The sequence below is a fragment of the Coleofasciculus sp. F4-SAH-05 genome (genome assembly GCF_040222985.1).
GTDB classification, from domain to species: Bacteria; Cyanobacteriota; Cyanobacteriia; order Cyanobacteriales; family Coleofasciculaceae; genus Coleofasciculus; species Coleofasciculus chthonoplastes.
Genome location: NZ_JAVKBY010000212.1, coordinates 1 through 26,522 on the forward strand (window position 1 = coordinate 1; position 26,522 = coordinate 26,522).

Genomic DNA, 26,522 nt, shown 5'->3' on the forward strand with positions numbered 1-26,522 from the left:
CAGAGATTGGAACGCTGCGATTAATATCAAGAGAGTGGGGCTGGGCATATTCCCCACTATAAAACGCCCCAAGCGTAGCCGTAAGACTACGACAAAGGAAGCCTACACCGTAATCTCTGATTCGGTGTAGGAGGATGTCACTCTCCTATAATTATTCCATTGTGCATCTATTTGATATCGATGCTATCAGTTCGTTGTCCGATCCTTAAACATGCTAACTGTTGTTGTCATTTTAAATCTGCTGATATCGCTGTTTGGTTTTTATCTGGCGTGGCGGATTTGGAAGTTACGACGGGTTATCGGGGCGGCGGCTGATATTGTTGCCCGGGCTGAACGCAGTACCTATAGGGTTTTACATGGCGCTCCTCAAGCCATCTCCAAAGGGCAAATCGGTGTCCACGGATTAAAAAAACGCTATCAGCATTTAGAGTTTCAGTTACAACGAGTACAGCGAGTCTTAATGGTGTTGGGCTTTATCCAAAAGACATATCAGTCTAGGCGACGTCGTCGGGGAAAGCGATCGCCTGCCAAACGCTCCCAACTCTGAACCTTACCCGTTCCGGAGTATCCTTTTAGAATCCTCGGTCATTTATGCCCAGGAGAAGTCAAGCCAATTGCCCCCTATTATGTTAAAAGGTAGCTATCGAGAACACAAGCTGGCTGACATTGGCGTTCTTGAGCAGAGTCTTCACGGATTTCTCATCAAATTCTCTGGGCAAATCTGCCTAAAATTGGCGTAAGGATAGAGACCAAACGATGTCAAAAAAGAGTGCTGGAGTATTTATTGGGGGTTTACTTGTCGGAGGGGCTATTGGCACTCTCACCGGATTGCTGATTGCCCCGCGTTCAGGGCGGGATACGCGACGGTTGTTGAAAAAATCTACAGATGCTCTACCTGATTTAGCTGAAGATCTATCAACGACTGTTCAATTACAAGCCGATCGCCTTTCCGAATCAGCCCTACGCAACTGGGATGGAACCTTGACCCGACTACGAGACGCGATCGCGGCGGGACAAGAGGCTTCCGCCAGAACACGAGACGAACTAAACTCGACTCAATCTGACGTGGCGACTGAATCTCCTGCGTCCGTTTCTGATCATCAAGTGTAGGCAACCGGTCGGTGATTGATCCTCTATTTTGGCTCGGACTCTCCATTTTATTAGTAGCGGTTAGCTTAACGGCTGTTTTAGTGGCAGCATTACCCGCGCTCCAAGAATTAGCACGGGCAGCCCGTAGTGTGGAAAAGTTGGCAGATACGCTGCGGCGAGAATTACCGCCTACTTTAGAGTCTATTCGTCTGACGGGTTTAGAAATTAGTGACTTGAGCAACGATATGAATGAAGGCGTTAAAAGCGCGGGTCAAGTCGTGCAACAAGTTGATCAAAGTATCAAAGGTGCGAAAAATCAGGCGAAACAAGCCCAAGTCAGCAGTCGTAGCGTTGTTGCGGGTGTGAAAGCGGCTTGGAAAACCTGGAGAAACCCTGGGGCGAGTCGTCGTTCCCTTGATCGTTTACCCCCCTCTGAGCGCAAAGCTCTTGATTTGCAACAACAGGATACAGATCCGGATACGGTTGAACAGGAGTATGAGCGATATGAGGAGATTCAGGATAATGCTCCTGTTTCTCGGCAGGGGGGTGATGGGTGAGGTAGGGGAGCAGAGGGAGCTGGGGGAGATGAGGAAGTTAACTCAAAACTCTACCTTACCTATTGCCTATTGCCTATTGCCTATTGCCTATTGCCTGTTCCCTGTTCCCTGTTCCCTGACGAATGACAAATCCCAAATATTAGAGTAAAGTAAACAAGTGTAAAGAAACTTGTACCTTAACCTGACCTTATCTCCCGCTTAAAATATCTCACCCCTGTCCATTGTTTTGTGTATCGCAATGCTGGATCTTTTTAAACGATTTTTGGTAATCTTGGTGGCGTTTTGTCTGGCTGGCTCTGTTTGGGCGATCGCACCATCCGCTCAGGCTTATAACAACCCGGATCTACTCCCGAAAACCCAGACGCCCATTATTGACTTGGCGAACCTGCTCCCCCAGCTTCAGGAAGAAGCCTTAATTCAAGACATAGAAACCTTTGAGGCACAAACAGGCTGGAAGCTGCGGGTATTAACCCAATATGACCGTACACCCGGTTTAGCCGTTCGCGATTACTGGGGACTCAATGATAAAAGCGTTTTACTGATTGCTGACCCACGAGGCGGTAACCTGTTGGGCTTTAACGTGGGTGACGATTTATATCAATTTCTACCCCGTACCTTTTGGGTAGAGTTACAGACACGCTTTGGTAATCTCTACTTTGTGCGCGAGAATGGTGAAAACCAGGCAATTGTCCAGTCATTAAACACCGTTAAAACTTGCCTAAATCAGGGTGGATGTAACGTTGTTCCGGGCTTGCCTCAAGAGCAGTGGATTCTCACCCTGATTACCTCTTTGGTGGGTGGTGTCGTTTTGGGATTTGCCGCGATTCCGCGCAAAGATGGACAACTTGTGGCTTGGCAATGGGCGTTAATCTTTTCTCCCTTGTGGGGTATTCTCTTCATTGCTTTCGGAATCGGTCCAGTTGTCACTCGGACGGCTGAATGGTTGCCTTTATTCCGGAATGTCTTGGCGTTTGCGCTAGGGGCGTTAGTGGCTTACCTGTCACCGTTCATTGGTCAAACGACAGCGTCGGACATGTAATTATTGGTCATTGGTCATTGGTCATTGGTCATTTGTTTTTTCTAGTAAGGGCGCACGTCTATCATTGGTGTCAACTTAAGCTCAACCCCTCACCCCCAGCCCCTCTCCCAACCCCCCTCGTTCCCCCCTACAAGAGGGGGGAGGACTAAGGATGTTTCACTTTTGTTGCATGGGAGAGGGGAGCAAGAGGGGAGTAAGAGAATCCGATCCCCCTTCTCCCCAGGTCCGGAGTTGGGGTTAGGGGATGAGGGGGAAAATGTCGAGGAGTAGATAGACACAGGTTAAAACCTTGCCAGCATTGGTTTTCTACCTTAAATTGACACCAATGCACGTCTATGCGCCCCTACAGTCTTACTTGCTGACAATTCCTGACCACTGCACCTTTTTTTGCTGAGTGCGACGATAGGAGAAGAAATACTCCGGTTGCTGATAGGTACAGTGAGGCGCGATCGCGACTTGTTCATCCTGGAAGCCGAGTTGTTCGAGTTGTATAGCGTTCACCCGCCGTACATCTAACCGTACTCGCCCTGGATGGGGATCTTCAAAAATTGGGGAATGGGGAAGCTGCTGTAATTCAGCCAAAATCGATTCAGACGTATTTGTTTTATCCGTAGGAATAATGCTAGAACCGACTTCTATGGCGACGGTTTCCGAAACTTGATACACTTCTGGCGCGATCGCAGGTCCCATGGCAACTCTAAGATTGTCTAAGCGGCTACCTGTTTCTAGGAATCGTGCGATCGTATTTGGCACAATTCGAGCCGCTGTTCCTCGCCATCCCGCATGAATAGCCGCGACTCGTCCCGTTTGTTCATCTCCAATTAGCACAGGCGTACAGTCAGCCGTACAAACCCAGACAGATTCCTGGGGGTGTTCAGTGAAAATACCATCAGCCGCAGGTTTTTCCGGTGTCTGAGTCTCCTTTTGACTGACTGAACCCACAATTTCAGATGGTGTGAGGACAGTATTCCCATGAACTTGGCGCACCCGATAAACATTTGCTTCAGGCTGTAGGGCTTCTACAATTTGGTCAGGGGGACGAGGGGAAAAGGCGGAGGTGAAGAAGCCGTGACGCCAAGGTTTGAGAAGGCTACAGGTTAGATACGGTAAGTTGTCCCACGTTTGCCAGTGCCACGTATGCATTGATTTTTGTTCATTGTTCATGGTAGGTAATTGCGAAGCGTCAAGCAAGCGCAACTTTAGTTGCGAGTGCTAACCAGCTTATGCGATGATTCTATCGTGAGCTTAAAACGATAAAATGATTGTCTACGAGGGTAAACTATCAGAGAATCGTGATCACATCACGTTCACCGATGGATTTAAAGCCGGAACGTTTAAGCTTTATGGAACTCGTGACTTGAACTACTATCAACACCGAGCGGAGTCGAGGTGTTGATGAGAATCAATACTCTAAGGTGGTTGGATGAACGAAGAATCCCCCGCGTTTTCAACCGGGGGAGTGTCAAATAGGAAACACTATTCCATCAAGGGAAGGTCAGGAGTACAATAGGCTAGCTTAGCTAATCTTTAAGCTGTAGTGGTACTTAATCAACAAACTCTGGAAATAGCCCTCCAAACCGTCACGCCACAGCTATCCCACTCTAGACTCCCAGGACTTCAAGATACCGGGGAGCTTGCTATCTATTTATTTGACAGCCTATCGTCTACCAATCAAACCCTCTGGGAATTGCTGGATAGAGGAACTCCACCTCCTACCGTTGTTATCGCGGCTCAACAGACGGCTGGACGAGGACAGTGGGGACGGCAATGGCAATCGGAGCAGGGTGGGCTATACTTATCGTTGGCTTTAACCACGAATGTGGAAGCATCCAATAGCGCCCAGCTAACGATGTGCAGTGCTTGGGGTATTGCTACAGCGTTAAGATGCTATGGTATTCCTGTCCTGATTAAATGGCATAATGACCTGCTGTTGTTGGGTGATAAGTTGGGGGGGATTCTCACCGAAACTCGACTGTCTCAGGGGCAGATTACTAAAGCGGTGATTGGGGTAGGCATTAACTGGAGTAATCCTGTGCCAGACACAGGGATTAATTTACAATCCTTTTTTGCGACTCAATCCATGAGTCCATCCGTAACCTCCCTAGAAATGTTAGCCGCAATCGTGATCCAGGGATTGCGATCGGGGTATCACTACGGGTTAGAATCAGGCATTGATAATTTACGGTTGTCCTATCAAGGGTTACTGTTTCATCAGGGAGTCTCGATTCAGGTCAACGGACATCGTGGCATTGTTAAAGGCGTCACGTCAACGGGTGATCTAAGAGTTAGCGTAAACTCAGCACAGGCAATGGATACAAATGCTGATACCACCATCAGTCCCGAAATTCACCTCAAGCCCGGTACAATTAGTCTGGGTTATTCTCAAGAGGTGCCTTGAGTCCCAAAGTTAAATGTTACTGGGTTGAGTATGAGTTGTTTGAATTACGGAATCGGTGTTCTTGCCTAATTAAATTTCCTTAAATTGACTAAAAATTTTTACTCGATATTAGATTAAGAGTGAGCCATGAGGAGTGAGTCGCAAAATGAATAAACAAACCGTCGCCAATTCCACCCCAACGGGCGTATTTTATCGGTATCCCTGGCTGAAGCAGGGCATCAGTGTGATGGGAGGACTTGGTGTTCTCAGTAGTGGTTTAGTTGTTGCTCAAACCGATGCACCAATCGACACAGGCGCAGCCCCAGCCGCACCGCCTGCTCCCCCAGCGATTAAATTTACCCCGCCGCCCCCAGCACCTCCCGCCCAGCCTAAACCGGCTGCGCCACAAGCTATTGTTGCACCGCCAGCCCCAGCACCTGCACCAAAACCTGCTTATCGACCCCCAGCTCCCCCAGCGCCTAAACCGGCTGCTCCTGCACCAGTTACTGTTAGCAAGCCTCCAGCCCCGGCTCCGGCTGCACCCACACCGAGAGTGGCGACGCCCCCGGCGGCAAAACCCAGACTGAACGCGCCGAATTTATCCATTCCGGCTCCCACTACCTTAGCCAAACCCCCAAAAGTTATTGTTAATCCTTCCCCGGCTCAGACAGCGACTCAAACTCCAGCCGCGCCGAATAATAGCTATATTGATCCGACGAACTATAGTCTGGGGGCAACGCGGGGAACTGAAAAACCGACTGTGGTTGTGACGGAGCGGTCAACAGGGTGTCAAACCGTGTCCCGTAATGGACGATTGACGAGTGGGAGTTGTGGGGGTCAAGCGACGCCAACATCACGAACAGTGGCAGGGCGGATTCAACCTCAACCCCCTCAACCCCAAAGAGCAACATCAGCCGGAACTCGACTCCCTACACCTCCAGTTGCTGTCAACGCCAATGTCCCTACACCTCCAGTTGCTGTCAACGCCAATGTTAGACGCCCAGTGCGGTCAGTTCAACGGGTTGCTGTGTCTGGCAATTCTGGGGGCAAACAGTTTACGCGCCGTCCTCCTGTCTCCTCTCTATCCCCAACGGCATCATCCAAAACCACTCCCACGGGTCTGACGTACTATAATTTCTCCAACCGACCCCAGGGACGTACTATCGTCGGTAATGCCAGCTTTATTTTCCCCTTAACCATTCCGTCGGCAATTAGCTCAGTATTCGGGTGGCGGACGCATCCGATTACGGGGACATCTCGTTTCCATGCGGGTACAGATATCGCTGCCCCGACGGGAACACCAGTTTTGGCGGTGGCTCCGGGTGAGGTGGCTACGGCTGATTACTTAGGCGGCTATGGACTAACGGTGATTTTGCGCCATGAGGAAGGGACTCAGGAAAGCCGCTATGCTCACCTGTCAGAAGTTTTTGTGCAACCGGGTGAATCGGTGGATCAGGGTAATGTGATTGGGCTGGTTGGTAGCACCGGATTTTCCACGGGTCCACATCTTCACTTTGAATGGCGTCATCAAACTACCGATGGTTGGGTGGCGGTTGATGCTGGCGCTCATTTAGAATATGCTATGGCTCAACTGATTGAAGCGTTGCAGGTGGCACAGGCGATCGAGCAATCGGACTCTTAGAGCAGGGGGAGCTGGGGAAGCTGGGGGAGAATTTCTCCTGTCACTAAGTAGTCGGGCAAAAGAAAACGTTACTGTATTAAGTTTTGTAAATCGCCCTCAAACCCTTACTGTTCCCTGTTCCCTGTTCCCTAATCTCAACCGTTAACTTTAATTGTGTCCACCCGCTTAATCACCAATTCCCTTTTCCCCAATTCCCAATCTCCTGCTTTGGGGAAACTGAGAAAGGGCGGGTTTTGAACAAAGGTTATCATTAATCGGACAACGTAATCCCTAAACCCGCCCCTACAGATGAACCCCTACAGATGAATAAAAGCGGGTGTCTCCTTTCTCACCTCCCCAAGGGTGTCAATAACTGAGTGGGGGTTCGGGTTTTCAGCTATACTTTGGCTTCTAGGGACTTGAGATATTCGGTATTGACACCGGATTCGCGGATCAGGGCAATTTTTCCAGTCCGGGCGACTTCCCGAAGTCCAAACTTGCTCAAAATCTGGACGATCGCGACCATTTTTCCTGGGTCTCCCACAACTTCAATGGTTAGGGAATCTTCGGCAATATCGACCACCCGCGCCCGGAATACTTGGGCAAGTTCAATAATCTCCGATCGCGTGGAACTGGTGCCCTTGACTTTGATCAACATTAATTCCCGTTCCACACAAGGAGTCGTGGTAATCTCTTGAACCTTGATCACATTGATCAACTTGTAGAGTTGCTTGGTGAGTTGCTCAATCGATCGCTCATCCCCAGGCACTACCATCGTAATCCGGGAAATTCCAACTTTTTCCGCAGGACCTACGGCAAGACTTTCAATATTGAAGCCGCGACGGGCAAATAAACCAGCAATGCGAGTTAAAACGCCGGCTTCATCTTCGACTAAAACGGAAAGGGTGTGTTTCATAAGCTAACCCCAAAGTGGCACAAAGGCAATTGCCTCTTGCTTCTGTATAATCGGGTCTCGGCATGAGGCTTTTATATCTTATCGTGGTCTGAAAAAATAACAAAACTTAATTCATCTATTTTTTAACTTTAATCTCGGTGAAACCCAAACCCCGTCATCGGGTATGGCAAAATTAAACGTAAAACGCAAGACTCTAATGACAGCAATCACTTCCTCCCTACCCACTCAATACGATCCCACGACCACTGAAGGCAAATGGCAGAGGTTTTGGGAAGAACAGAACGTTTTTCAAGCCCACCCCGAACCAGGTGGCGAACCCTATTCAATGGTGATTCCACCGCCCAATGTCACAGGTAGCCTGCACATGGGTCACGCCTTGGGACAAACGATTATGGATATCCTGGTCCGCTATAACCGGATGAAGGGGTGTAATACGCTGTGGGTTCCAGGGACTGACCATGCGAGTATTGCGGTGTCCACAATTTTAGATCGGCAACTGAAGGCTGAAGGCAAAACTCGTCAAAATGTGGGACGGGAAACCTATCTAAATCGCGCTTGGCAATGGAAGGAAGAATCAGGGGGTTGGATTGTTAACCAATTGCGTCGCTTAGGCGTGTCGGTGGATTGGTCGCGGGAACGGTTCACCATGGACGAAGGTTTGTCTAATGCGGTGCTGGAAGCCTTTGTCCAACTCTATGACGCCGGACTGATTTACCGGGGTGAATATATGGTGAATTGGTGTCCCCAATCCCAGTCGGCGGTTTCGGATTTGGAGGTGGAAAATAAGGAGGTTAATGGTCATCTGTGGCATTTTCGTTATCCCCTGACTGAGGGAAATGGGTCAGTGGAAGTGGCGACAACTCGCCCAGAAACCATGCTGGGGGATACAGCAGTGGCGGTGAATCCCAATGATGAACGCTATCAGCATTTAATTGGCAAAACCTTAACCTTACCGATTATGGGGCGAGAGATTCCGGTGATTGGGGATGAGTTAGTTGACCCTAGTTTCGGTACGGGATGCGTCAAAGTTACACCAGCCCATGATCCCAATGACTTTGAGATGGGTAAACGCCATGACTTGCCCTTTATTACTATTCTGAATAAAGATGGCACGCTGAATGAAAATGCGGGCGAGTTTCAAGGACAAGACCGATTTGTGGCTCGGAAAAATGTGGTGCAGCGACTAGAGGCGGATGGATGCCTGGTTAAGGTAGAAGACTACCATCATACCGTTCCCTATAGCGATCGCGGCAAGGTTCCGGTTGAACCCCTACTATCTACCCAATGGTTCGTCAAGATTCGTCCCCTGGCGGATAAAGCGCTGGAATCCTTGGATCAGCATAACTCCCCCAATTTTGTCCCCGATCGCTGGACAAAAGTTTACCGGGACTGGTTAGTTAAATTAGAGGACTGGTGCATTTCTCGCCAACTCTGGTGGGGACATCAAATTCCGGCTTGGTATGCCGTCAGTGAAACCGGGGGACAAATTACCGATAATACTCCCTTTATCGTGGCTCATAGTGAGGCAGAAGCCTTAGAAAAAGCTAAATCACAATTTGGCGAATCTGTCAAACTCATCCAAGACCCCGATGTCCTCGACACTTGGTTTTCCTCCGGCTTGTGGCCCTTCTCCACCATGGGTTGGCCCCAACAGACACCGGATTTAGAGACGTACTATCCTACCACCGTGTTGGTTACAGGCTTTGATATCATCTTTTTCTGGGTTGCCCGGATGACGATGATGGGTGGGTATTTTACCGATCAAATGCCATTTCAGACGGTTTACATCCACGGCTTAGTTCGGGATGAAAATAACAAAAAGATGTCCAAGTCGGCAAATAATGGTATTGATCCGCTGATCTTAATCGAGAAATATGGAACCGATGCACTACGCTATACCTTAATCCGAGAAGTCGCAGGTGCGGGTCAAGATATTCGTTTAGAGTACAATCGCCAAACCGATGAATCCGCATCCGTAGAAGCCTCGCGCAACTTTGCCAATAAACTGTGGAATGCGGCACGGTTTGTAATGATGAACCTGGATGGTAAATCGCCCCAAGCTTTGGGTTCGCCATTGGCACAGGAACGGGATACATTAGAATTAAGCGATCGCTGGATTCTCTCTCGCTTTTATCAAGTTGTCACTCAAACCCGTCAGGATCTCGATCATTACGGTTTAGGAGAAGCCGCCAAGGGACTCTATGACTTTATCTGGGGTGACTTTTGTGACTGGTATATTGAACTGGTTAAACAACGGTTACGACAGCAGGGAACCCAATCACGGCAAATCGCCCAGCAAACTCTGGCGCATGTCCTCGATGGCATCCTGAAACTGTTGCATCCGTTTATGCCGCATATTACCGAAGAAATCTGGCATACCTTAACTCAAAAAACGGACGAGTGTTTAGCGCTACAACCCTATCCCGCGCTACCCGACTTGGAAACCGAACTTGGTGCATTTCCCATCAATCAAGACCTAGAAAAGCAGTTCGAGTTACTCATTGGTGCAATCCGCACCATCCGTAACCTGCGTGCAGAAGCGGGTGTAAAACCAAAGACAAAAGCCCCGGTGATTTTGCAAAGTGAAAATCCGGATGAACGGGAGATTTTACAGAAAGGTGAATCCTACCTGCAAGACTTAGGTAAAGTCGATACCTTGACGATTGTGCCAGCCTTAACCGAAGAACTCAAAACCACAATGGCAGGTGTAATTGGCACTGTTCAACTGATTATTCCTCTAGCCGGGTTAGTCGATGTCGAAACACTTCGCGCTAAGTTAGAAAAAGATCTCAGTAAAATCGATGCTGAAGTCAAATCTCTGTCTAGTCGTTTGGCGAATAAAAACTTTGTCAACAAAGCCCCCGCCGATATTGTTCAAGGTGCTAAAGATGCATTGAGCGAGTCTATGCATCAAGCCGAAATTTTGCGCGATCGCCTCAAGCGACTTTAAAACGATGATAAATTATTCCTTCGTGAAAATCAATTCCTTATTCATTAACGACCAACAACTAACAGGCTATGCTACATCTGGGTGAAGTGCAAAACAACGACAAGGACGGCAAAATTGAACTCCAATTGCTAGCCCGTCAAGAATCGGATGATTGCTGGGCAGTCATTAATCCACCAGAAAGCATTTCGCTGGATGGTGCGAACTCCTTTCATCAAGGCTCGTTAGTGTTGGTAGACATTTCTGACAATCAAGAGGTTCTGGATATTCAATCTGCTAAGGAGTGGGTATTAAACTTCGTCCACCGATATCTAACTATCGGAATTACGCCCATGTTCTTACAGGAAGAAGTGACCCGCACAGAACAATGGCGACAAGATTTGACGCTACAAAGTCAAGATTTAACTCGTCAGCGGGCTGAAATGGAAGCCCGTCGCGAAAATATTCAAGCCTTGGAAATTGAATTAAAACTCCAACAGCAAGACATGGAGAAACGCGAAGCCAAGTTACAGGATCAATTAGAAAAGTATAATATTACTCTTCCGGATGAGGAAGATAAGGGAAATGGGTGAAGCAGGGGAAGCAGGGGGAGCAGGGGGAGCAGGGGGAGAATAGGCGTTCCGATGAAACATCTTTTGTAGGGGCGGGTTTTACTACTAACATTTCGTTTTCACCCTGATGTAACTAAACCCGCCCCAACCTAACCGTTCAATTATCGCAAATGACAAATGACCAATGACAAATGACCAATGACGACAAATTACCAATCCCCGAACTCAGGATTATTTTGACTATCATGATTCTGATCAGACATTAATCCTGAACTCTGACGATTTGCCGCTACCGTAAAGTCATCATCAATATAAAACGTTACCTGTACTGGGCCATATTCCTCCTCAATCATCCCCTTAATTCGTTCCACCAGTAAAGAGGTTACGCCAGCAAATTCAGGATGGATGATCAGGTGCATTTGAATATATACATAACGCCCAACAACTCCTCGTGATTGAATATCATAACAGTGTGTAATTCCGCCAACTTGATGAGCAATTTGCGCTAGAATTTCTGGAGCGATCGCGGTTTGCTCAATAAGTAGGGGAAACTGCCAGTTGATCACTTGCCAGCAATTTCTGATGATGACGGGTACGAGGACAATGGCTAACACCACATCCAGCCATACTAACCCCGCCTGGACGCCCAAAAGTCCCAAGAGTATAATCAGAGTCAGGCAAACATCCAAAAACAGTTGTCGAGCATTAAACCCTAAGGCAGCACTTCTCAGTTGTTTCCCTTGATACCGTCCAAGTAATACCAATCCTAAATTGGTAATTACCACAACAGCGAGTAATTGAATCAGGGGTAAATTCACCCGCACGGGAAACGTTAGCCAGTCGTCTGAGGGTTGGTTCAATAATTGTTGAGCTGACATTCCCCAGACATTTAATCCGGTAAACCCAAAAAAGCCAATCAGTAAGAATAGGATCATGGTTTCCCACTTACCATGACCATATACCGATCGCCGGATGGGATGCTCATGGGCGATTAGCTTATATAAACTTAGCAGGGTACTGAAGCTAACCAGTAACGTCTGCATCGATTCTGCCATAAGACTCAGCGATCGCGTCGCCCAAGCCGCAGAAACTTTAACCGATAGAATAAATAAAGTTAGCCAAAGCGTTGTAAATAGTATCAGACGACTCGTCTGAATGCGATGTGATCCTTCAGTCATGTGTCAGAAGGTAGTGAACCCAACAGGGGAAACTACCCAATAGTAAGCCTAATCTGTGCCTTCTTTCGCCAAGATTGCTAGGGATAGGTGAGATGGGGGAGCAATGTAAATGTAGAGACGTAGCATACCTAGTCTGGGAGCAGGGGAAGAGGATTACCAATGAACAATCAACAAATGACAAATGACATTTCTCAAAAACGTTCTCACTAACCTTGCGGCAAAACTTCCCCTGAGAACGGTTCTGATTGTCCCCTTTGTTCTGCAAATTGTAGGAACCGTAGGATTAGTCGGATATCTCTCCTATCGCCATGGAGAGGAAGCCGTGAGTGACTTGGCAACTCAGTTAGAAGCAGAAATTAGCGATCGCGTGGCTGAACGCCTGAAAACGTACCTGCAAACCCCGCATCAGATTAATGCTACGAACGCTAATGCTATCCGTCTGAATCAACTCGATATCACAGACCAGAGTAGCTTAAAACGTCACTTTTTGCAGCAAATCCAAGTCTTTGACTCTCTCAATCGCATTTATTTCAGTAACTCTCAGGGGGGACTGGTTTCAACGGGGAATGATGAACGCGGGTTTTCCGTTGCCTTGACTGACAATTTTACCCAAGGAAATTTGCGGGTCTATAGTGTTGATCGCCAGGGTAATCAAGGGGATTTGGGACTGGACTATTCAGGATGATACATCAGTTTGGTCAGAAAAAATTTATCGTTTGCTAGGTTTGCCTCCCACACCTTTAGAAGCGAATGCCTATCAATCACTTTTTCAACGAATACACCCAGAGGATCAAGATAGATTTACCCAAAGCTTACAGAATCATTTTGAATTCAACCATCCCTATAAAGTAGAAATTCGTATCCAACGGGCAGATGGAACCTACGGTTGGTTTGCCCTTTGTGGCAATGCATTGCGCGATGAAAATGGTAACCCTTACCGCATGGTTGGTTCATTTACCGATATTAGCGATCGCAAACTCGCAGCCGCCGCTTTAGAACAGGCAAAAGATGCCGCAGAAACCGCGAACCGGGCAAAAAGTCAGTTCCTGGCAAATATGAGTCATGAACTCCGCACCCCGTTAAATGGAATTTTAGGGTATGCCCAAATTCTCAACCAAAATTCTAACCTCACCCGCCAACAACAGAAAGGGATTGATCTTATCTACAAATGTGGTCAACATCTGCTGACACTGATTAATGATATTTTAGACCTGTCCAAGATTGAAGCCAATAAACTGGAACTCTATCCCCAAGATTTTTATCTCTCTTCATTACTAATTGGCTTAATTGATATCTTTCGCATCAAAGCTGAACAAAAAGATATTACGTTTACCTATCAGGCGTCTCCCTCTCTCCCGGACATTATTTATGCCGATGAAAAACGACTGCGCCAAGTTTTAATGAATTTGCTATCTAATGCAATTAAATTTACTGATACAGGTATTGTTACCTTTAGCATAAATAGAATTGACCAAGGACAAAGGACAAATGGCAAAATTCGCTTCCAGGTTGAAGATACAGGAATTGGCATAAATTATGACCAAATCGAGAAAATATTCTTATCCTTCGAGCAAGTGGTACATTCGTTACAGCGTGAGGAAGGAACGGGGTTGGGACTGGCAATTAGTCAGAAACTTGTCTCACTGATGAATAGCCAAATTTTTGTCGAAAGTACCCCAGGTTTAGGGAGTCGATTTTGGTTTGATATCGAGTTACAGGACGTTTCCGCTGCGGTCAAACCAATGATGATAAAATCGAGAGAGACGATTATTGGCTATACGGGAGAGCCACGCCAGATTTTAATTGTTGATGATCGGTGGGAAAATCGTGCCGTTCTGGTTAATAGGCTGGAACCGATTGGCTTTAATGTCGTAGAAGCGACGAATGGACAAGAGGGATTAGACAAAGCCCACCAGTTTCAACCTGATTTAATCTTAGTGGATATTGTGATGCCTGTAATGGATGGTCATCAAATGACGCAACAATTGCGCCAAGTTCCTGAGTTTCAGGATACGCCAATTCTTGCCATTTCAGCCAATGTTTTTGCCACGAATCAGAGTCAGAGTTTAGAATCAGGGTGTAATGATTTCCTGACTAAGCCGATTCAATGGGATGAACTGCACCCAAAACTGCAACATCACTTACACTTATCCTGGGTTTATCGCCAAGATGAAACCCAGGATAACCAGGAAATAAATTTATCAGACATGGTGATACCGCCTCGAGAACAACTGGTTGACCTGTACGAAGCCGCTTGTTCCGGGGATGTAGCAGGAGTTGAAGCGGGACTTTTTAACCTTCAGGACTTAAATCCAGACTATATTCCCTTTGCCATTCAAGCTATGAAATTGGCTGAAGATTTTAATTATGAAGAAATTGTCAATTTAATTAATAAAGATTAGCATATTTAGAGCGATTAAACTTCTGAGATATAGTCTAAATAAAATCTAGAAGAAATAAAAATGCTCTGTTCTATATTCCCTGTTTGCTGTTGCTTTTCTTCTTTATGTTAAACCCTGTTAAATCTCTCAACGGTATCCTAACTAACGTGGCGGCGCATCTGCCTCTGCGAACGGTTTTGATTGTACCTTTTGTACTGCAAATTGTGGGGACGGTGGGATTAGTGGGGTATCTTTCCTATCGTAATGGTCAACGGTCAGTTGAAAACTTAGCCTATCAGTTAATCGATGAGGTGGATGAGCGCGTCGAGCAAAATGTGTACCATTATCTGGAGAGTCCTCACCAGGTAACTCAAACCCTTGCTGCTTCTATTCAGACTGGGATTGTAGACTGGAAAAATTTTCCGGGTTTAGAACGCTACTTCGCCCAACAACTGCAAATTTATGGCACGGTGAGTAGTATGGCAATCATCACTGAGGAACGAGAATTCTTGAATGTAGGCAAATTATTAGAAAGTGATTCTTTAGTTATCCGTGTTTTAGATCAATCGACGAACTACGCCTTTCACTACTATACTGCCAATCTTCAGGGTCAGCGAATTAAACGAACCCAAGTTAGATATGACTTTGATCCCCACACTGATCCACCTGAGGGTGATTCTTGGTATCAAGCGACAAAGCAAGCCGGTAAAGGAATTTGGCATCCGCTTGTTAGTTTATCCCAGGGCATTGATAAACCCCTATTGCTGATCGCTAATTTTTTGCCGTTTAATGACTCAGAGGGGAGGTTTCAAGGGATTTTGGTAGCTACCTTTTTTCTGCCTGAGTTGGCTGAGTTTCTAGAGGGTGTGGAGGTGGGAAAAACGGGTCAAGTTTTCATGGTTAATCAAAAAGGAGAACTGGTTGCTAGTTCTACAGGTGAAATACCCTTTAAGCCCGATTTAAATTCCGATTATACCAAAAACTTAAATCCTCAAGACTGGCGGCTACCTGCTCAACAGAGTAGGAATCCATTGACTCAAGCCTCCGTCAAGGTTATCTTGAATCAGGTGAATCACTGGGGTCAAATTCAGCACGATCAAACATTTAAGTTTAATTTTAACGATAAGTCTTATTTCCTGCATATTAATCCGATTCAGGCGCAATCTGGGTTGAACTGGTGTATTATCACCGTTGTTCCGGAATCGGACTTTATGGCAGAAGTTTATGCCAATACGCGCACCACGATAGGATTGTGTGTGGCAGCATTAATCCTGTCTATTGTGGTGGGAATTTGTACCGCTCGCTGGGTGACAAAACCGATTCTGAAGTTAAATCTAGCCGCTGACGCGATCGCACGGGGAGAATGGCAGCAATTCCTGCCGATTAACCGTAAGGATGAAGTCGGTCAACTGGCAAATTCTTTCAACACGATGGCAGCGCAATTACACCAGTATTTTACTCAATTGCAATCTGCCAATCATGCCTTAACCCAAAGTGAAAGCCGATTGACTCAAATTCTGGCAGCCATACCCGTAGGTATATCGGTTCATGATGTAACTGGACAATTGACCTATGCTAATCAAAAGTCAAAAGAGTTACTGGAAATTGAGACATTACCCGATGCCCAAATCGAGGACTTAGCCGTAACCTATCAGATTTATCAGAGCGACACCCAGCAGTTTTGTCCGGTGGAAAATCTGCCTGTAGTTCGCGCCCTGAACGGTGAACAAATGATAGTGGATGATCTGGAAATTCATCAACGGAGTCGGATTATTCCCGTAGAAGCTTATGCAACACCTTTATTCGATCAAACGGGGACAATTATCGGCGCAATTGTCGCCTTTTTTGATATCACAGAACGTAAGCGATCCGAGGCACTTCAACGGAATTATAATTGTACTCTAGAAGCCAACGTTGCTCAACAAACGGCTGAATTAAGGGAAGCGAATGAACAATTAAAGCGAGAAATAGCAGAACGTCAGTTAATCGAAGGTAAGCTGTATAGTTCTGAGCAACGAATTCGGACTATTTTTGAAGCGATTAACGATATTATCCTAATTATTGATAGGCAGAAAGGTATCGAAGTTGCCCCGACTAAACGAACCTACTTATCCTCGGAAGACACGGATCTGCTCAATATCATTGTCGAGCAGTTTGTTCAAGACCCGGAGGAGCTTTGGTTCTGCCAAGTGCAACAGGTATTGGACACCCAGCAACCCCTTTATTTTGACTGGAATTTAACCCTCGATAACCATGAGATATGGTTTACTATCTCCATTGCGCCTTTGTCTGATCAAGCAGTAATATGGGTAGCGCGAGATATTAGCGATCGCAAACAGGTTGAAGACGCTCTCCGTACCAGTGAATACCTGTATCGCGCCATGGCTAGGAATTTCCCCAATGGAGCCATGCTTCTGTTTGACCATAACCTACGCTATCTGGTGGCGGATGGTCAGGCGTTGAGAGAAGCCGGACATCGCTGGGAAGGGTTACAAGGGAAAACCCTCTGGGAGGTTTTACCGCCAGAAACTTGTAACTTGGTGGAGCCACTCTATCATGCCGCGTTAGCCGGAGTTGAGCAGACTCAAGAAGTTAGCTTCGGAGGGTTCACCTATTTATGTCAGAGTACGGCGGTGAGAAATGATGCAGGAACCATCATCGCTGGGATGGTTGTCACCCAGAATATTACCGAGCGCCAGCAGTTTGAACAAGCCTTAATCAGGAGCGAGAACCGCTTCCAAGAAATTGCCAGAACCGTGAGTCAGTTCTTCTTTGTCCGCTCCGCCAGTTCCGGTCAGTTTCTCTACGTCAGCCCCGCCTACGAAACGATGTGGGGACGTTCTTGTGAAAGTCTATATCAAGACCCAGAATCCTGGCTGGAGGCGGTACATCCAGAGGATCGTCCGTTGGTTCTCGATTCCCTGAGCCAACAGTTTGAAGGACATTCGGTAAAGCGGGAGTATCGGATTATTCGACCGAATGGTGAACAACGCTGGATTACCGCTGATGTTTCGGTGGTGCGAGATGAAGCGGGAGAACCGTTGCGGTTTGTTGGATTGGTGGAAGATATTACTGAACGCAAACAAGCTGAAAATGCCCTACGCTATAGTGAGCAACTGTACCGTACCATGGCAAGACATTTTCCTAATGGGGCAATTTTCCTGTTTAATCAGGAACTCCGGTATTTAGTGGCAGATGGTCAAGGATTAGGTCGCTCCGGCTCAAGATATAGTCGGAATGTCTTAGAAGGAAAAACGATTTGGGACGCTTTATCTGAGCAAGAATGTGCGGTAGTTGAACCTCTGTATCGTGAGGCTTTAGCGGGGATCGAAAAAACCCTGGAAATGCCCTATCGAAATCGGATTCAACTCCTGCAAACGCGGGCGGTGCGAGATGAGACGGGAAAAATTATTGCTGGGATGGTTGTTGCCCAAGATATCACGGAACGGAAGCAAGCTGAGGAATCCTTACGAGAAAGTGAAGCATTTTTACGCAGTATTTACGAAGGCATTGAAGCGGCTGTCTTTATCGTTGATGTTCTGGAAAATGGTGAGTTTCGCTATGTTAGCATTAATCCCACCCATGAACGGATGTCCGGTCTTCGCAACTCAGAAATAAAAGGGAAAACGCCCCAAGAAGCATTAACACCCGACATTGCTGAGGCGGTGTGTCAACGGTATCTTCGTTGTCTGGCGGCGGGAGAAAAAATTACCTATGAACATTCGCTGCACCTGAAGGGAAAAGACTCTTGGTGGATTAGTAATTTAACCCCCCTGAAAGACAGCAACTCCCGCATTTATCGACTAATTGGGACTGGCTTGAATATTAGCGATCGCAAACAGATTGAACTTCAACTTAAGGAAAATCAACGGTTTATTGAGAAAATCATTAATGCTTCGCCACAACTGCTCTACCTGTTTGACCCAACAGCGGGAACCGATCTCTATATTAATCGACAATCTCTGGATATATTGGGTTACAATCCCGATGAAATTATACGGCGGGGAATGGAGTTTTTCCTCGATGTTCTCCATCCTGATGACTTACCCTTGATTGAGCGGAATATAAAATTTTGGCTAACAGCATCAGATAGCGATGTTTTAACCACTGAGAGTCGATTTCGTCATAAAGATGGTTCGTGGCGCTGGTTACTGTCACGGGAAGTGGTATTTGAGCGGGATGAAAATAATCGGGTGATTAGGATTTTGGGAACCTCTCAGGATATTACTGAACTCAAAGAAGCCGAGGAAGCATTACGACGGTATGAACGGATTGTTTCATCAACAATCGATGCCATTTCCTTGCTGGATCGCAATTACACCTATCAGATTGTCAATCAAGCCTATCTAGATGGGAATCAAAAACGATATGACGAGATTGTCGGACATTCGGTGAGTGACTTGATGGGGAACGAGGTATTTGAACAGGTGATTAAACCCAATTTAGATCGATGTCTGGCGGGTGAAACAGTAAGCTATGAAGAATGGTTTGACTATCCGGGGGGAAAACACGAATTTATCAGCGTCACCTATATCCCTTATCTGGATGCTAATCAGCAAATTTCCGGGGTTGTCGTCAATTGTCGGAATCTCACTGAATTGAAACAGGTAGAAACCCAATTGCGTCAAACTAATCAGGAAATGCAAGCAATTTTTGATGCCTTTCCCGATATCCTATTTCGGTTGGCGGCGGATGGCACGATTCTAGATTTTCGCACTAACAACGCTCATCATTTATACACCTCACCAGACGCATTTCTGGGGAATAAAATGCAAGAGATATTGCCGACAGCGACGGGAGCCAAACTCTATGCTACTATTCAACAAGTCTTAGCCACTCAATCCCTCGTCAGTGTCGAGTATTCCTTACCCATGAATCAAGAGAAAAAATACTTCGAGGCGCGAATAGTTCCCCTGCATGAAACCGAAGTCATTTTCCTCACCCGAAATATTAGCGATCGCAAACAGGCTGAACTGGCATTGAGTCAGCAAAAAGAAATTCTCCAGACAATTTTTGATTCTATCCCAATCCTGTTGTGTTTCTATAAAGATGGAGTTGAGGTAGAATTCATTAACCCAGCATTGGAGCAAACATTGGGATGGTCACTGGCAGAAATGCGAAACATTGATATTATGGCAGAGATTTATCCTGACCCGGACTATCGCGCCTCAGTGTTAGAGTTTATGCTCAAAGCCGATGGGACTTGGCAAGACTTTCAGACTCAAACCCGCAGGGGCGAAGTTCTAGAAATTACTTGGGTAAATATTCGCTTACCCGATGGTTCTACAGTGGGAATTGGTAAAGATATCACCGATCGTAAACAGGCAGAATTAGCGTTACAAGAGCGGGAATACCGATTGCGTACTCTAGCCGATAATCTGCCCAATGGTTTAATTTATCAACTCGTTCAAGAATCCAATGGCAAGGTTTACTTCTCGTACATCACCGCCGGAATTGAACGCTTAGTCGGCATTAAACCAGAGGTTTTTCTCCAGGATGCCAGTGTTCTGCATAATCTAATTATTGAAGAAGATCGCCTGATTAATGAGCAATTAACCGAAGTGTCGCGGCGTAATCTCTCGGTTTTTGAGATGCAGATGCGGAAGCGTACACCGACGGGTGATATTCGATGGTCTTATGTACGTTCTGCCCCCCGTCGTTTAGCGGATGGAAGCACCGTTTGGGATGGGATTGAAATTGATATTACGGAACTCAAGAAAACTGAGATCGAATTAGCCGCAGCCAAAGATGCCGCCGAAGCCGCCAATCGTGCCAAAAGTGCGTTTTTAGCCTCAATGAGTCATGAGTTACGCACACCCCTAAATGGTATTTTAGGCTATGCTCAAATTCTTAAACCCAATCCTAATTTAACCTCTAAACAAAAGGACGGCATTGAAATTATTCACCAGTGCGGTGAACACTTACTCACCCTGATTAACGATATTTTAGACCTGTCGAAAGTGGAAGCCGGAAAACTGGAACTCTATCCCGAAGACTTTCATTTTCCCTCATTTATCGTCGGAATCTGTGAAATATTTCGCCTCAAAGCCATTCAAAAAGATATCACCTTTAACTACAATGCTCCTACCCCTATACAGCAAGTCGTTCATGGGGATGAAAAGCGCCTGCGTCAAATTTTAATGAACCTGCTTTCCAATGCAGTTAAATTTACCGATACAGGCAGTGTCACCTTTACAGTAAATATAATTCACAAAGGACAAAGGACAAATGACCAAGGACAAATGACAAATGACAAAATCCGCTTCCAGGTTGAAGATACGGGAATTGGCATGAGTGCCGAAGACTTAGAGACAATATTCTTACCTTTCGAGCAAATTAAGGAAAGTTCTCGTTACCATGAAGGCACCGGATTAGGATTAGCAATTACTAAGAAACTCATCGCCTTGATGGGAAGCCAAATTCGGGTTGAAAGTCATCCCGGCGTGGGGAGTAAATTCTGGTTTGAGGTGGATTTACCGGAAGTCTCTTCTTCAGCCAAGTTTATTCCGGCAAAACCGATGGAGACAATTGTGGGGTATTCTGGTGCTAAACGTAAAATCCTGATTGTGGATGATCGCTGGGAAAATTGCGCGGTTCTCAGGAGTGTTTTAGAACCCATTGGTTTTGAAATCCAAGAAGCCGCGAATGGACAAGAGGGATTAGACAAAGCGCGGGAATGGCAACCGGATTTGATTCTGGTTGATATTGTTATGCCTGTGATGGATGGACATCAGATGACCCAAGAATTACGTCAAATCCCAGAGTTTAACACAACACCAATTATTGCCATTTCAGCTAATGCCTTTGCCAATAACCGCGTTGAGAGTTTAGAGGCTGGCTGTACTGATTTTATTACCAAGCCAATTGCCACAGCAGACTTGCTTCAGAAAATTCAGGTGTATTTAGATATGTTATGGATTTATGAGGATAAAGCTGAACTATCTAACTCTTATTTGGAATCAGGCGATCGCGTAATTCCGACGCAGGAGGAGTTAAGGGTTCTCTATGAAGCGGCGAGTATGGGGGATGTCGCTGGGGTTGAGGAGGAAACGATGCGACTGCAAGATATTAATCCAGATTATATTCCCTTTGCCCTCGAAGTCTTGGAACTAGCGGCTCAGTTTGACTATGACAAAATTGTTGATTTATTGGATAATTGTTTTGGCAATTAGGGATTGGTTATTCGTCATTTGTCATTCTCTAAGCAAGATCCCTCTAAGCAAGATCCCCGACTTCTCCAAGAAGTCGGGGATCTGTCTGTGTACCTCACTTACTTGAAAAGCGCTGTAAAATAGTACGTTATATCCTAGATAATTTTTCCCATGCAAGTTACGTTTGATCTTCCTGACGATGTAGCACAACGAGTTAACACTCTGGAGAATTGCTTACCTCAAATTCTGGAACTGGGTTTACGAGAATTTGAAGCCATCACTCATGTTGGTTTTTCGGGGATGGCTGAAGTGTTGGAATTCTTAGCAACTCTACCAACACCCGAGGAAATTCTTGCCCTGCGCCCCTCGCCAGCTTTGCAAACTCAAATTCAAACCTTGTTGGAGAAAAATCGCACTGTCGGGCTAACACCTGATGAAGAAAAAATTTGGCAAAGTTATGAATATTTAGAACATTTGGTGCGAATGGCTAAGGCTAAAGCATTGCTTAAATTGAAGGAAACAAATGGCGCATGAGTAAAACCTACATTACAGCCGCTTTACGCCAGCTAGTCTATAAACTCGCCCAAGGTTGTTGTGAATACTGTTTGATTCCTGATGTGGCTACGTTATCTCCTCATGAAGTCGATCATGTCATTGCTAAAAAACATGGGGGTCAGACTGTTGCAGAAAATTTAGCCCTGTCGTGTACTCTATGTAATAAGTATAAAGGGAGTGATATTGCTTCAGTTGATCCGGACACAAATAATATCGTACCGCTTTATAATCCGCGTATCCATCAATGGCATCAACATTTTAAATGGAATAAGGGCGGGTTTGGGGATTAATGTTGATCGTCTGAGATAATTGAACAGACAAAACCCGCCCTCTTTACCCGATCAACTTTCTGCTAGGTCGAGTATAGCGTCAAGCTAGATAAAAACGGCGACAGAGTAATCGGGAAACTGAAGATCGTCTCGTCGATGCTAGCGAAGTTAAATTTTGAGTAAAATTAGACTCCCTTATCTACCTCATCCTGTGCCAAGCGAATAGAATAGCATTACCGGGCAAGGGAAACTAAGCTAAAATGTCACTCTATCCAAACTCTCAGTTACATCCAGATTCCCCAAACGAGTTGACGAACGTCTGGGGGGAGATTCATAATTCTGAAAGCTATGCACAAATTCTAGTCATTGATGATACGCCAGAGAATCTGAAACTGGTTTCGGATTTTTTGAGAGAGGCTGGCTTTGAGGTACGGATCACGAAAAGTGGTGAGCAAGGGCTGAAACTCTTGGAGAAACTGAATCCCGATCTGATCTTACTGGATGTGATGATGCCGGACATGGATGGGTTTGAAACCTGTCGTCATCTGAAGGCGTGGGATAAAACCAAAGATATCCCAGTCATTTTTATGACGGCGGCGGTGGATACGTCAAATTCTCAGGCAAAAGTCAAAGGGTTATCTCTAGGGGCGGTTGACTATATTAGTAAACCGATTCAACTGGATGAAGTGTTAGCCCGGGTTAAAATTCACCTGCATCTGAAATTGTTAACCCAGCAACTCCAGAACCAAAACGCCCAGTTGCACCAAGAAATTCGCGATCGCCAACAAGCCCAAGCCGAATTAGCGGAACATGCGCGGCGCTTAGCCTTGCGTTCAGATATCGGATTTGCCTTGAGTCAGGAAAGTGAGTTATCCCCGATGCTGTCTCGCTGTACTCAAGCGTTTGTTCACCATCTGGATATCGCCTTTGCCCGAATTTGGACGCTGAATCCCCAAGACAATATCTTAGAGTTGCAAGCCTCGGCGGGATTGTACACTCATATTAATGGCGCTCATGCTAGAGTCCCCTTAAAGCAGTCAAAAATTGGTCACATTGCTAGCCAACGCCAACCCCACCTCACCAATGATATCCTCAATGACCCAGAAATCACTGATCCAGACTGGGCGCGAGGGGAAGGAATGGTATCCTTTGCTGGCTATCCCCTAATCGTCAAAGATAAACTGGTGGGGGTTATGGCAATGTTCGCCCGCCATCCCTTATCCCTATCGATTCTGCATACCCTCGCCTCCGTTGCTCACGAAATCGCGGTGGGAATTGAACGCCAGCAACTGGATCAAGCCCTACAAGACTCCCAGCGCTGGCTACAGGCAATTAATGATGCGAATCCCAATATTATCTACATTCATGACTGGGTAGAACGGCGCAATATCTATGCGAACCGGGAAATGCATGAAATTTTAGGCTATACCCCGGAAGAAATCCAACAGATGGGGAATCAGGTTCTTTCTCGGCTGATGCATCCCGATGATTTTGCTATCCTCTTGGATCATGCCCAACGAATTAAACATGCCAACGTGGGGGAAATCTTTGAGTTAGAGTACCGGATGCGCCACAAAAACGGGGAATGGCATTGGTTATTTGCCCAAGAGACGGTGTTTAAACAGGATGCAGACGGGACAACCCGACAAACCCTAGGGGCTGCGATTGACATTAGCGATCGCAAAACAGCAGCAGAAAAGCTGCGCCTGTCTGAAGCCAGACTCACCGAAGCCCAGAAAATTGCCCATGTTGGTAGTTGGGAGTCGGAGCGGCTGACGGGGGAGATTATTGGATCAACGGAACTCTTTCGGATTTATGGGCTAGAACCCAACCCAAAACCCCTCACCTATAAGCAACATCTGACTTGGATTCATCCCGATGATCGCCCTTTATTTACCCAACAGGTGAAAAACGCGCTCAAGACGCCTCAATCCTATACGATTGAATATCGAATTATTCGTCCCGATGGTGAAGTTCGCTATCTAGAAGGTCGAGGTAAACCTGTCCTGAACGCCCAAAACCAGGTGATTAAACTAATGGGAACTGTTCTGGATATTACTGAACGCAAGCAAGCCCAGATGCTGCTCGAACAGCAAAATCATCTCCTGAAACAGATTGCCTCTGATGCGCCTCTGCCGGATAGTTTAGCAGCCTTAGCCCGATTCGTTGAAGAACAATCTGGACAACTGCGCTGTTCTTTTCTCTTAGTCGATGAACAGGGAATACTGCGCTTAGGTGCTGCTCCTAGTTTACCTGATGCGTATAATCAAGCGATCGATGGTGTGGAAATTGGTGAGGGCGTGGGTTCCTGTGGTACGGCGGCGTATCGCCAAGAAACAGTTATTGTCACCGATATTGCTACTGATCCGTTATGGGCAAATTATAAAGACTTAGCCTTATCTCATGGACTCAGAGCCTGTTGGTCTGTCCCCATTTTATCCAGTGATGGCAGCATCTTAGGCACATTTGCCGGGTATTATGACCAACCGCAAACTGCAACTAACCTAGATCAAGACTTAATTGACCAAATTCTCTACCTTGCCAAAATTGCCATCGAACGGATGCGATCGCAAGCCGCCTTACGCCAAAGTGAAGAACGTTTACAACTGGCGTTAGACGCCTCTGGAGATGGGTTATGGGATTGGACAATTCAAACCGGAGACGTGTATTTCTCCCGTCACTGGTTCGATATGCTGGGCTATGAGTGTGATCAACTTCCCCGACAAGTCAGCACTTGGGAAAAACTAATCCATCCTGATGATAAACCAGAGGTGATGGAACGATTGCAGGCGCATTTACAGGATCACTCCATCCCCTACAAATTAGACTATCGACTTCAAACCCAATCCGGAGACTATAAATGGATTTCCAATTACGGGAAAGTCGTCGCCGACGATGAAAACGGTTCACCCCTGCGGATGACAGGTACTCACCGGGATATTAGCGATCGCAAACAAATCGAACTGGCGTTGCAAGAATCAGAAATCCGGGAACGGGAAAAAGCCACGGCGCTCCAAGACACCCTCAAAGCATTAAAACGCACCCAAGCCCAATTGATCCAAACCGAGAAAATGTCCAGTTTAGGGCGGATGATTGGCGGTGTTGCCCATGAAATCAACAATCCCGCCAACTTTATCTACGGCAATATTACTTATGCCCGTGACTATTTCCAAGACCTATTACACCTGGTGCAACTGTATCAGCAAACCTATCCTCAACCCACCGCCGAGATTCAGCAACTGAGTGAGGATATCGATTTAGAGTTTATGGTCGAGGATTGGTCTAAGGTAATCAACTCCATGGAAGTCGGGATTCTACGCATCGAAAAAATTGTGCGATCGCTCAAATCCTTCTCTAAGTTGGATGAAGCTCAGTTAAAACTTGTAGATATCCATGAAGGCATTGATAACACCCTGTTCATATTACAGCATCTACTCCGGGCTGAAGGCAATCGCCCAGAAATTCAAGTGATTAAACACTATAGCCAACTTCCCAAAGTGATTTGTTATGCCAGCCAGTTAAATCAAGTATTTATCAATATCTTTGATAATGCGATTGAAGCCTTCAACTCTCAAGCCGAACCTCGATTCATTACCATCACCACTGAAGTCTCTAATCATAGAGAACCTGGAGGTACACAGGAGCAATCCATAATTATTCGGATTAGCGATAACGGAATTGGCATGAGTGATAACGTGCTTCAGCATATCTTTGACCCGTTTTTCACCACCAAACCTGTCGGGAGTGGCACGGGTTTAGGGTTAGCCATAAGTCACCAGATTATCGTGGACAAACACCAGGGTAAAATTAGCTGTGTTTCTGATTTAGGCAAAGGCACAGAATTTATTATCGAAATTCCCGTTAATGAGTCAATCTAGGACATGATATCCA

The 26,522-nt window shown here is 46.2% G+C and carries 17 protein-coding genes and 1 pseudogene; 15 read left to right on the plus strand and 3 right to left on the minus strand.

The window, feature by feature from the left end; translation table 11 throughout:
• Nucleotides 1-211: 211 nt before the first annotated feature.
• The 4 genes from RIG27_RS25425 to RIG27_RS25440 all read left to right on the plus strand — a co-directional run bounded on the left by RIG27_RS25425 (nucleotide 212) and on the right by RIG27_RS25440 (nucleotide 2,685).
• Nucleotides 212-547 carry a hypothetical protein gene (locus tag RIG27_RS25425; RefSeq protein WP_446343190.1) on the plus strand — a complete coding sequence of 112 codons (336 nt, stop codon included), beginning with the start codon at nucleotides 212-214 and terminating at the stop codon, nucleotides 545-547.
• 209 nt (nucleotides 548-756) lie between these two features.
• Nucleotides 757-1,110 (plus strand): YtxH domain-containing protein, encoded by a 354-nt coding sequence (locus tag RIG27_RS25430; RefSeq protein WP_446343189.1) that lies wholly within the window; start codon nucleotides 757-759, stop codon nucleotides 1,108-1,110.
• Between the two features lie 11 nt (nucleotides 1,111-1,121).
• Nucleotides 1,122-1,646 carry a DUF948 domain-containing protein gene (locus tag RIG27_RS25435; protein WP_446349843.1) on the plus strand — a complete coding sequence of 175 codons (525 nt, stop codon included), beginning with the start codon at nucleotides 1,122-1,124 and terminating at the stop codon, nucleotides 1,644-1,646.
• A gap of 238 nt (nucleotides 1,647-1,884) precedes the next feature.
• Nucleotides 1,885-2,685: a TPM domain-containing protein gene (locus RIG27_RS25440; protein ID WP_446349845.1), complete on the plus strand. Its 801-nt coding sequence runs from the start codon at nucleotides 1,885-1,887 to the stop codon at nucleotides 2,683-2,685.
• A 351-nt stretch (nucleotides 2,686-3,036) separates the two neighbouring features.
• Here RIG27_RS25440 and pgeF read toward each other — a convergent pair whose 3' ends face one another.
• Nucleotides 3,037-3,828 (minus strand): peptidoglycan editing factor PgeF, encoded by a 792-nt coding sequence (pgeF, locus tag RIG27_RS25445; RefSeq protein WP_446349847.1) that lies wholly within the window; start codon nucleotides 3,826-3,828, stop codon nucleotides 3,037-3,039.
• A gap of 133 nt (nucleotides 3,829-3,961) precedes the next feature.
• Here pgeF and RIG27_RS25450 point away from each other — a divergent pair.
• The 3 genes and pseudogenes from RIG27_RS25450 to RIG27_RS25460 all read left to right on the plus strand — a co-directional run.
• A pseudogene (locus RIG27_RS25450) lies at nucleotides 3,962-4,057 on the plus strand (transposase); the annotation flags it as partial.
• Nucleotides 4,058-4,222: 165 nt separating this feature from the next.
• Nucleotides 4,223-5,083, plus strand: a complete 861-nt coding sequence (locus RIG27_RS25455) for a biotin--[acetyl-CoA-carboxylase] ligase (RefSeq protein WP_446349849.1) — start codon at nucleotides 4,223-4,225, stop codon at nucleotides 5,081-5,083.
• 145 nt (nucleotides 5,084-5,228) lie between these two features.
• Complete coding sequence (locus tag RIG27_RS25460) at nucleotides 5,229-6,704, plus strand: M23 family metallopeptidase (protein WP_446349851.1); 1,476 nt, start codon at nucleotides 5,229-5,231, stop codon at nucleotides 6,702-6,704.
• A gap of 376 nt (nucleotides 6,705-7,080) precedes the next feature.
• Here RIG27_RS25460 and ilvN read toward each other — a convergent pair whose 3' ends face one another.
• Nucleotides 7,081-7,599 (minus strand): acetolactate synthase small subunit, encoded by a 519-nt coding sequence (ilvN, locus tag RIG27_RS25465; RefSeq protein WP_446349853.1) that lies wholly within the window; start codon nucleotides 7,597-7,599, stop codon nucleotides 7,081-7,083.
• Between the two features lie 196 nt (nucleotides 7,600-7,795).
• Here ilvN and RIG27_RS25470 point away from each other — a divergent pair, with 196 nt between their 5' ends.
• Both RIG27_RS25470 and RIG27_RS25475 read left to right on the plus strand, forming a co-directional pair.
• A complete protein-coding gene (locus tag RIG27_RS25470; RefSeq protein WP_446349855.1) occupies nucleotides 7,796-10,549 on the plus strand; it encodes a valine--tRNA ligase in 2,754 nt (917 codons plus the stop codon).
• Between the two features lie 68 nt (nucleotides 10,550-10,617).
• Nucleotides 10,618-11,118 carry a hypothetical protein gene (locus RIG27_RS25475; RefSeq protein WP_446349857.1) on the plus strand — a complete coding sequence of 167 codons (501 nt, stop codon included), beginning with the start codon at nucleotides 10,618-10,620 and terminating at the stop codon, nucleotides 11,116-11,118.
• Between the two features lie 188 nt (nucleotides 11,119-11,306).
• Here the strand turns inward: RIG27_RS25475 and RIG27_RS25480 are convergent, their stop codons facing one another.
• Nucleotides 11,307-12,275, minus strand: a complete 969-nt coding sequence (locus RIG27_RS25480) for a cation diffusion facilitator family transporter (RefSeq protein ID WP_446343170.1) — start codon at nucleotides 12,273-12,275, stop codon at nucleotides 11,307-11,309.
• Nucleotides 12,276-12,456: 181 nt separating this feature from the next.
• Between RIG27_RS25480 and RIG27_RS25485 the strand changes: the two genes are divergently transcribed.
• The 6 genes from RIG27_RS25485 to RIG27_RS25510 all read left to right on the plus strand — a co-directional run bounded on the left by RIG27_RS25485 (nucleotide 12,457) and on the right by RIG27_RS25510 (nucleotide 26,509).
• Complete coding sequence (locus RIG27_RS25485; protein WP_446349859.1) at nucleotides 12,457-12,960, plus strand: hypothetical protein; 504 nt, start codon at nucleotides 12,457-12,459, stop codon at nucleotides 12,958-12,960.
• Nucleotides 12,911-14,677, plus strand: coding sequence for an ATP-binding protein (locus RIG27_RS25490; RefSeq protein ID WP_446349861.1), 1,767 nt, complete (start codon nucleotides 12,911-12,913; stop codon nucleotides 14,675-14,677). Before RIG27_RS25485 ends, RIG27_RS25490 begins: the two co-directional genes overlap by 50 nt.
• Before the next feature lie 104 nt (nucleotides 14,678-14,781).
• Nucleotides 14,782-21,828, plus strand: coding sequence for a PAS domain S-box protein (locus RIG27_RS25495; protein ID WP_446349863.1), 7,047 nt, complete (start codon nucleotides 14,782-14,784; stop codon nucleotides 21,826-21,828).
• A gap of 150 nt (nucleotides 21,829-21,978) precedes the next feature.
• Entirely contained in the window at nucleotides 21,979-22,341 is a 363-nt protein-coding gene (locus RIG27_RS25500; protein WP_446349865.1) for a hypothetical protein, read from the plus strand.
• Nucleotides 22,338-22,652, plus strand: coding sequence for an HNH endonuclease (locus RIG27_RS25505; RefSeq protein WP_446349867.1), 315 nt, complete (start codon nucleotides 22,338-22,340; stop codon nucleotides 22,650-22,652). Before RIG27_RS25500 ends, RIG27_RS25505 begins: the two co-directional genes overlap by 4 nt.
• Nucleotides 22,653-22,891: 239 nt before the next feature.
• Nucleotides 22,892-26,509: a PAS domain-containing protein gene (locus tag RIG27_RS25510; RefSeq protein WP_446349869.1), complete on the plus strand. Its 3,618-nt coding sequence runs from the start codon at nucleotides 22,892-22,894 to the stop codon at nucleotides 26,507-26,509.
• Nucleotides 26,510-26,522 lie beyond the last annotated feature (13 nt).

What these genes read in the sequence shown, in the direction of transcription:
- RIG27_RS25425 (WP_446343190.1), top strand. Translation starts at nt 212, where the DNA reads ATGCTAACTGTTGTTGTCATTTTAAATCTGCTGATATCGCTGTTTGGT.
- RIG27_RS25430 (WP_446343189.1), top strand. Translation starts at nt 757, where the DNA reads ATGTCAAAAAAGAGTGCTGGAGTATTTATTGGGGGTTTACTTGTCGGA.
- RIG27_RS25440 (WP_446349845.1), top strand. Translation starts at nt 1,885, where the DNA reads ATGCTGGATCTTTTTAAACGATTTTTGGTAATCTTGGTGGCGTTTTGT.
- pgeF (WP_446349847.1), bottom strand. Translation starts at nt 3,828, where the DNA reads ATGCATACGTGGCACTGGCAAACGTGGGACAACTTACCGTATCTAACC.
- RIG27_RS25460 (WP_446349851.1), top strand. Translation starts at nt 5,229, where the DNA reads ATGAATAAACAAACCGTCGCCAATTCCACCCCAACGGGCGTATTTTAT.
- ilvN (WP_446349853.1), bottom strand. Translation starts at nt 7,599, where the DNA reads ATGAAACACACCCTTTCCGTTTTAGTCGAAGATGAAGCCGGCGTTTTA.
- RIG27_RS25470 (WP_446349855.1), top strand. Translation starts at nt 7,796, where the DNA reads ATGACAGCAATCACTTCCTCCCTACCCACTCAATACGATCCCACGACC.
- RIG27_RS25475 (WP_446349857.1), top strand. Translation starts at nt 10,618, where the DNA reads ATGCTACATCTGGGTGAAGTGCAAAACAACGACAAGGACGGCAAAATT.
- RIG27_RS25480 (WP_446343170.1), bottom strand. Translation starts at nt 12,275, where the DNA reads ATGACTGAAGGATCACATCGCATTCAGACGAGTCGTCTGATACTATTT.
- RIG27_RS25485 (WP_446349859.1), top strand. Translation starts at nt 12,457, where the DNA reads ATGACATTTCTCAAAAACGTTCTCACTAACCTTGCGGCAAAACTTCCC.
- RIG27_RS25495 (WP_446349863.1), top strand. Translation starts at nt 14,782, where the DNA reads ATGTTAAACCCTGTTAAATCTCTCAACGGTATCCTAACTAACGTGGCG.
- RIG27_RS25500 (WP_446349865.1), top strand. Translation starts at nt 21,979, where the DNA reads ATGCAAGTTACGTTTGATCTTCCTGACGATGTAGCACAACGAGTTAAC.
- RIG27_RS25505 (WP_446349867.1), top strand. Translation starts at nt 22,338, where the DNA reads ATGAGTAAAACCTACATTACAGCCGCTTTACGCCAGCTAGTCTATAAA.
- RIG27_RS25510 (WP_446349869.1), top strand. Translation starts at nt 22,892, where the DNA reads ATGTCACTCTATCCAAACTCTCAGTTACATCCAGATTCCCCAAACGAG.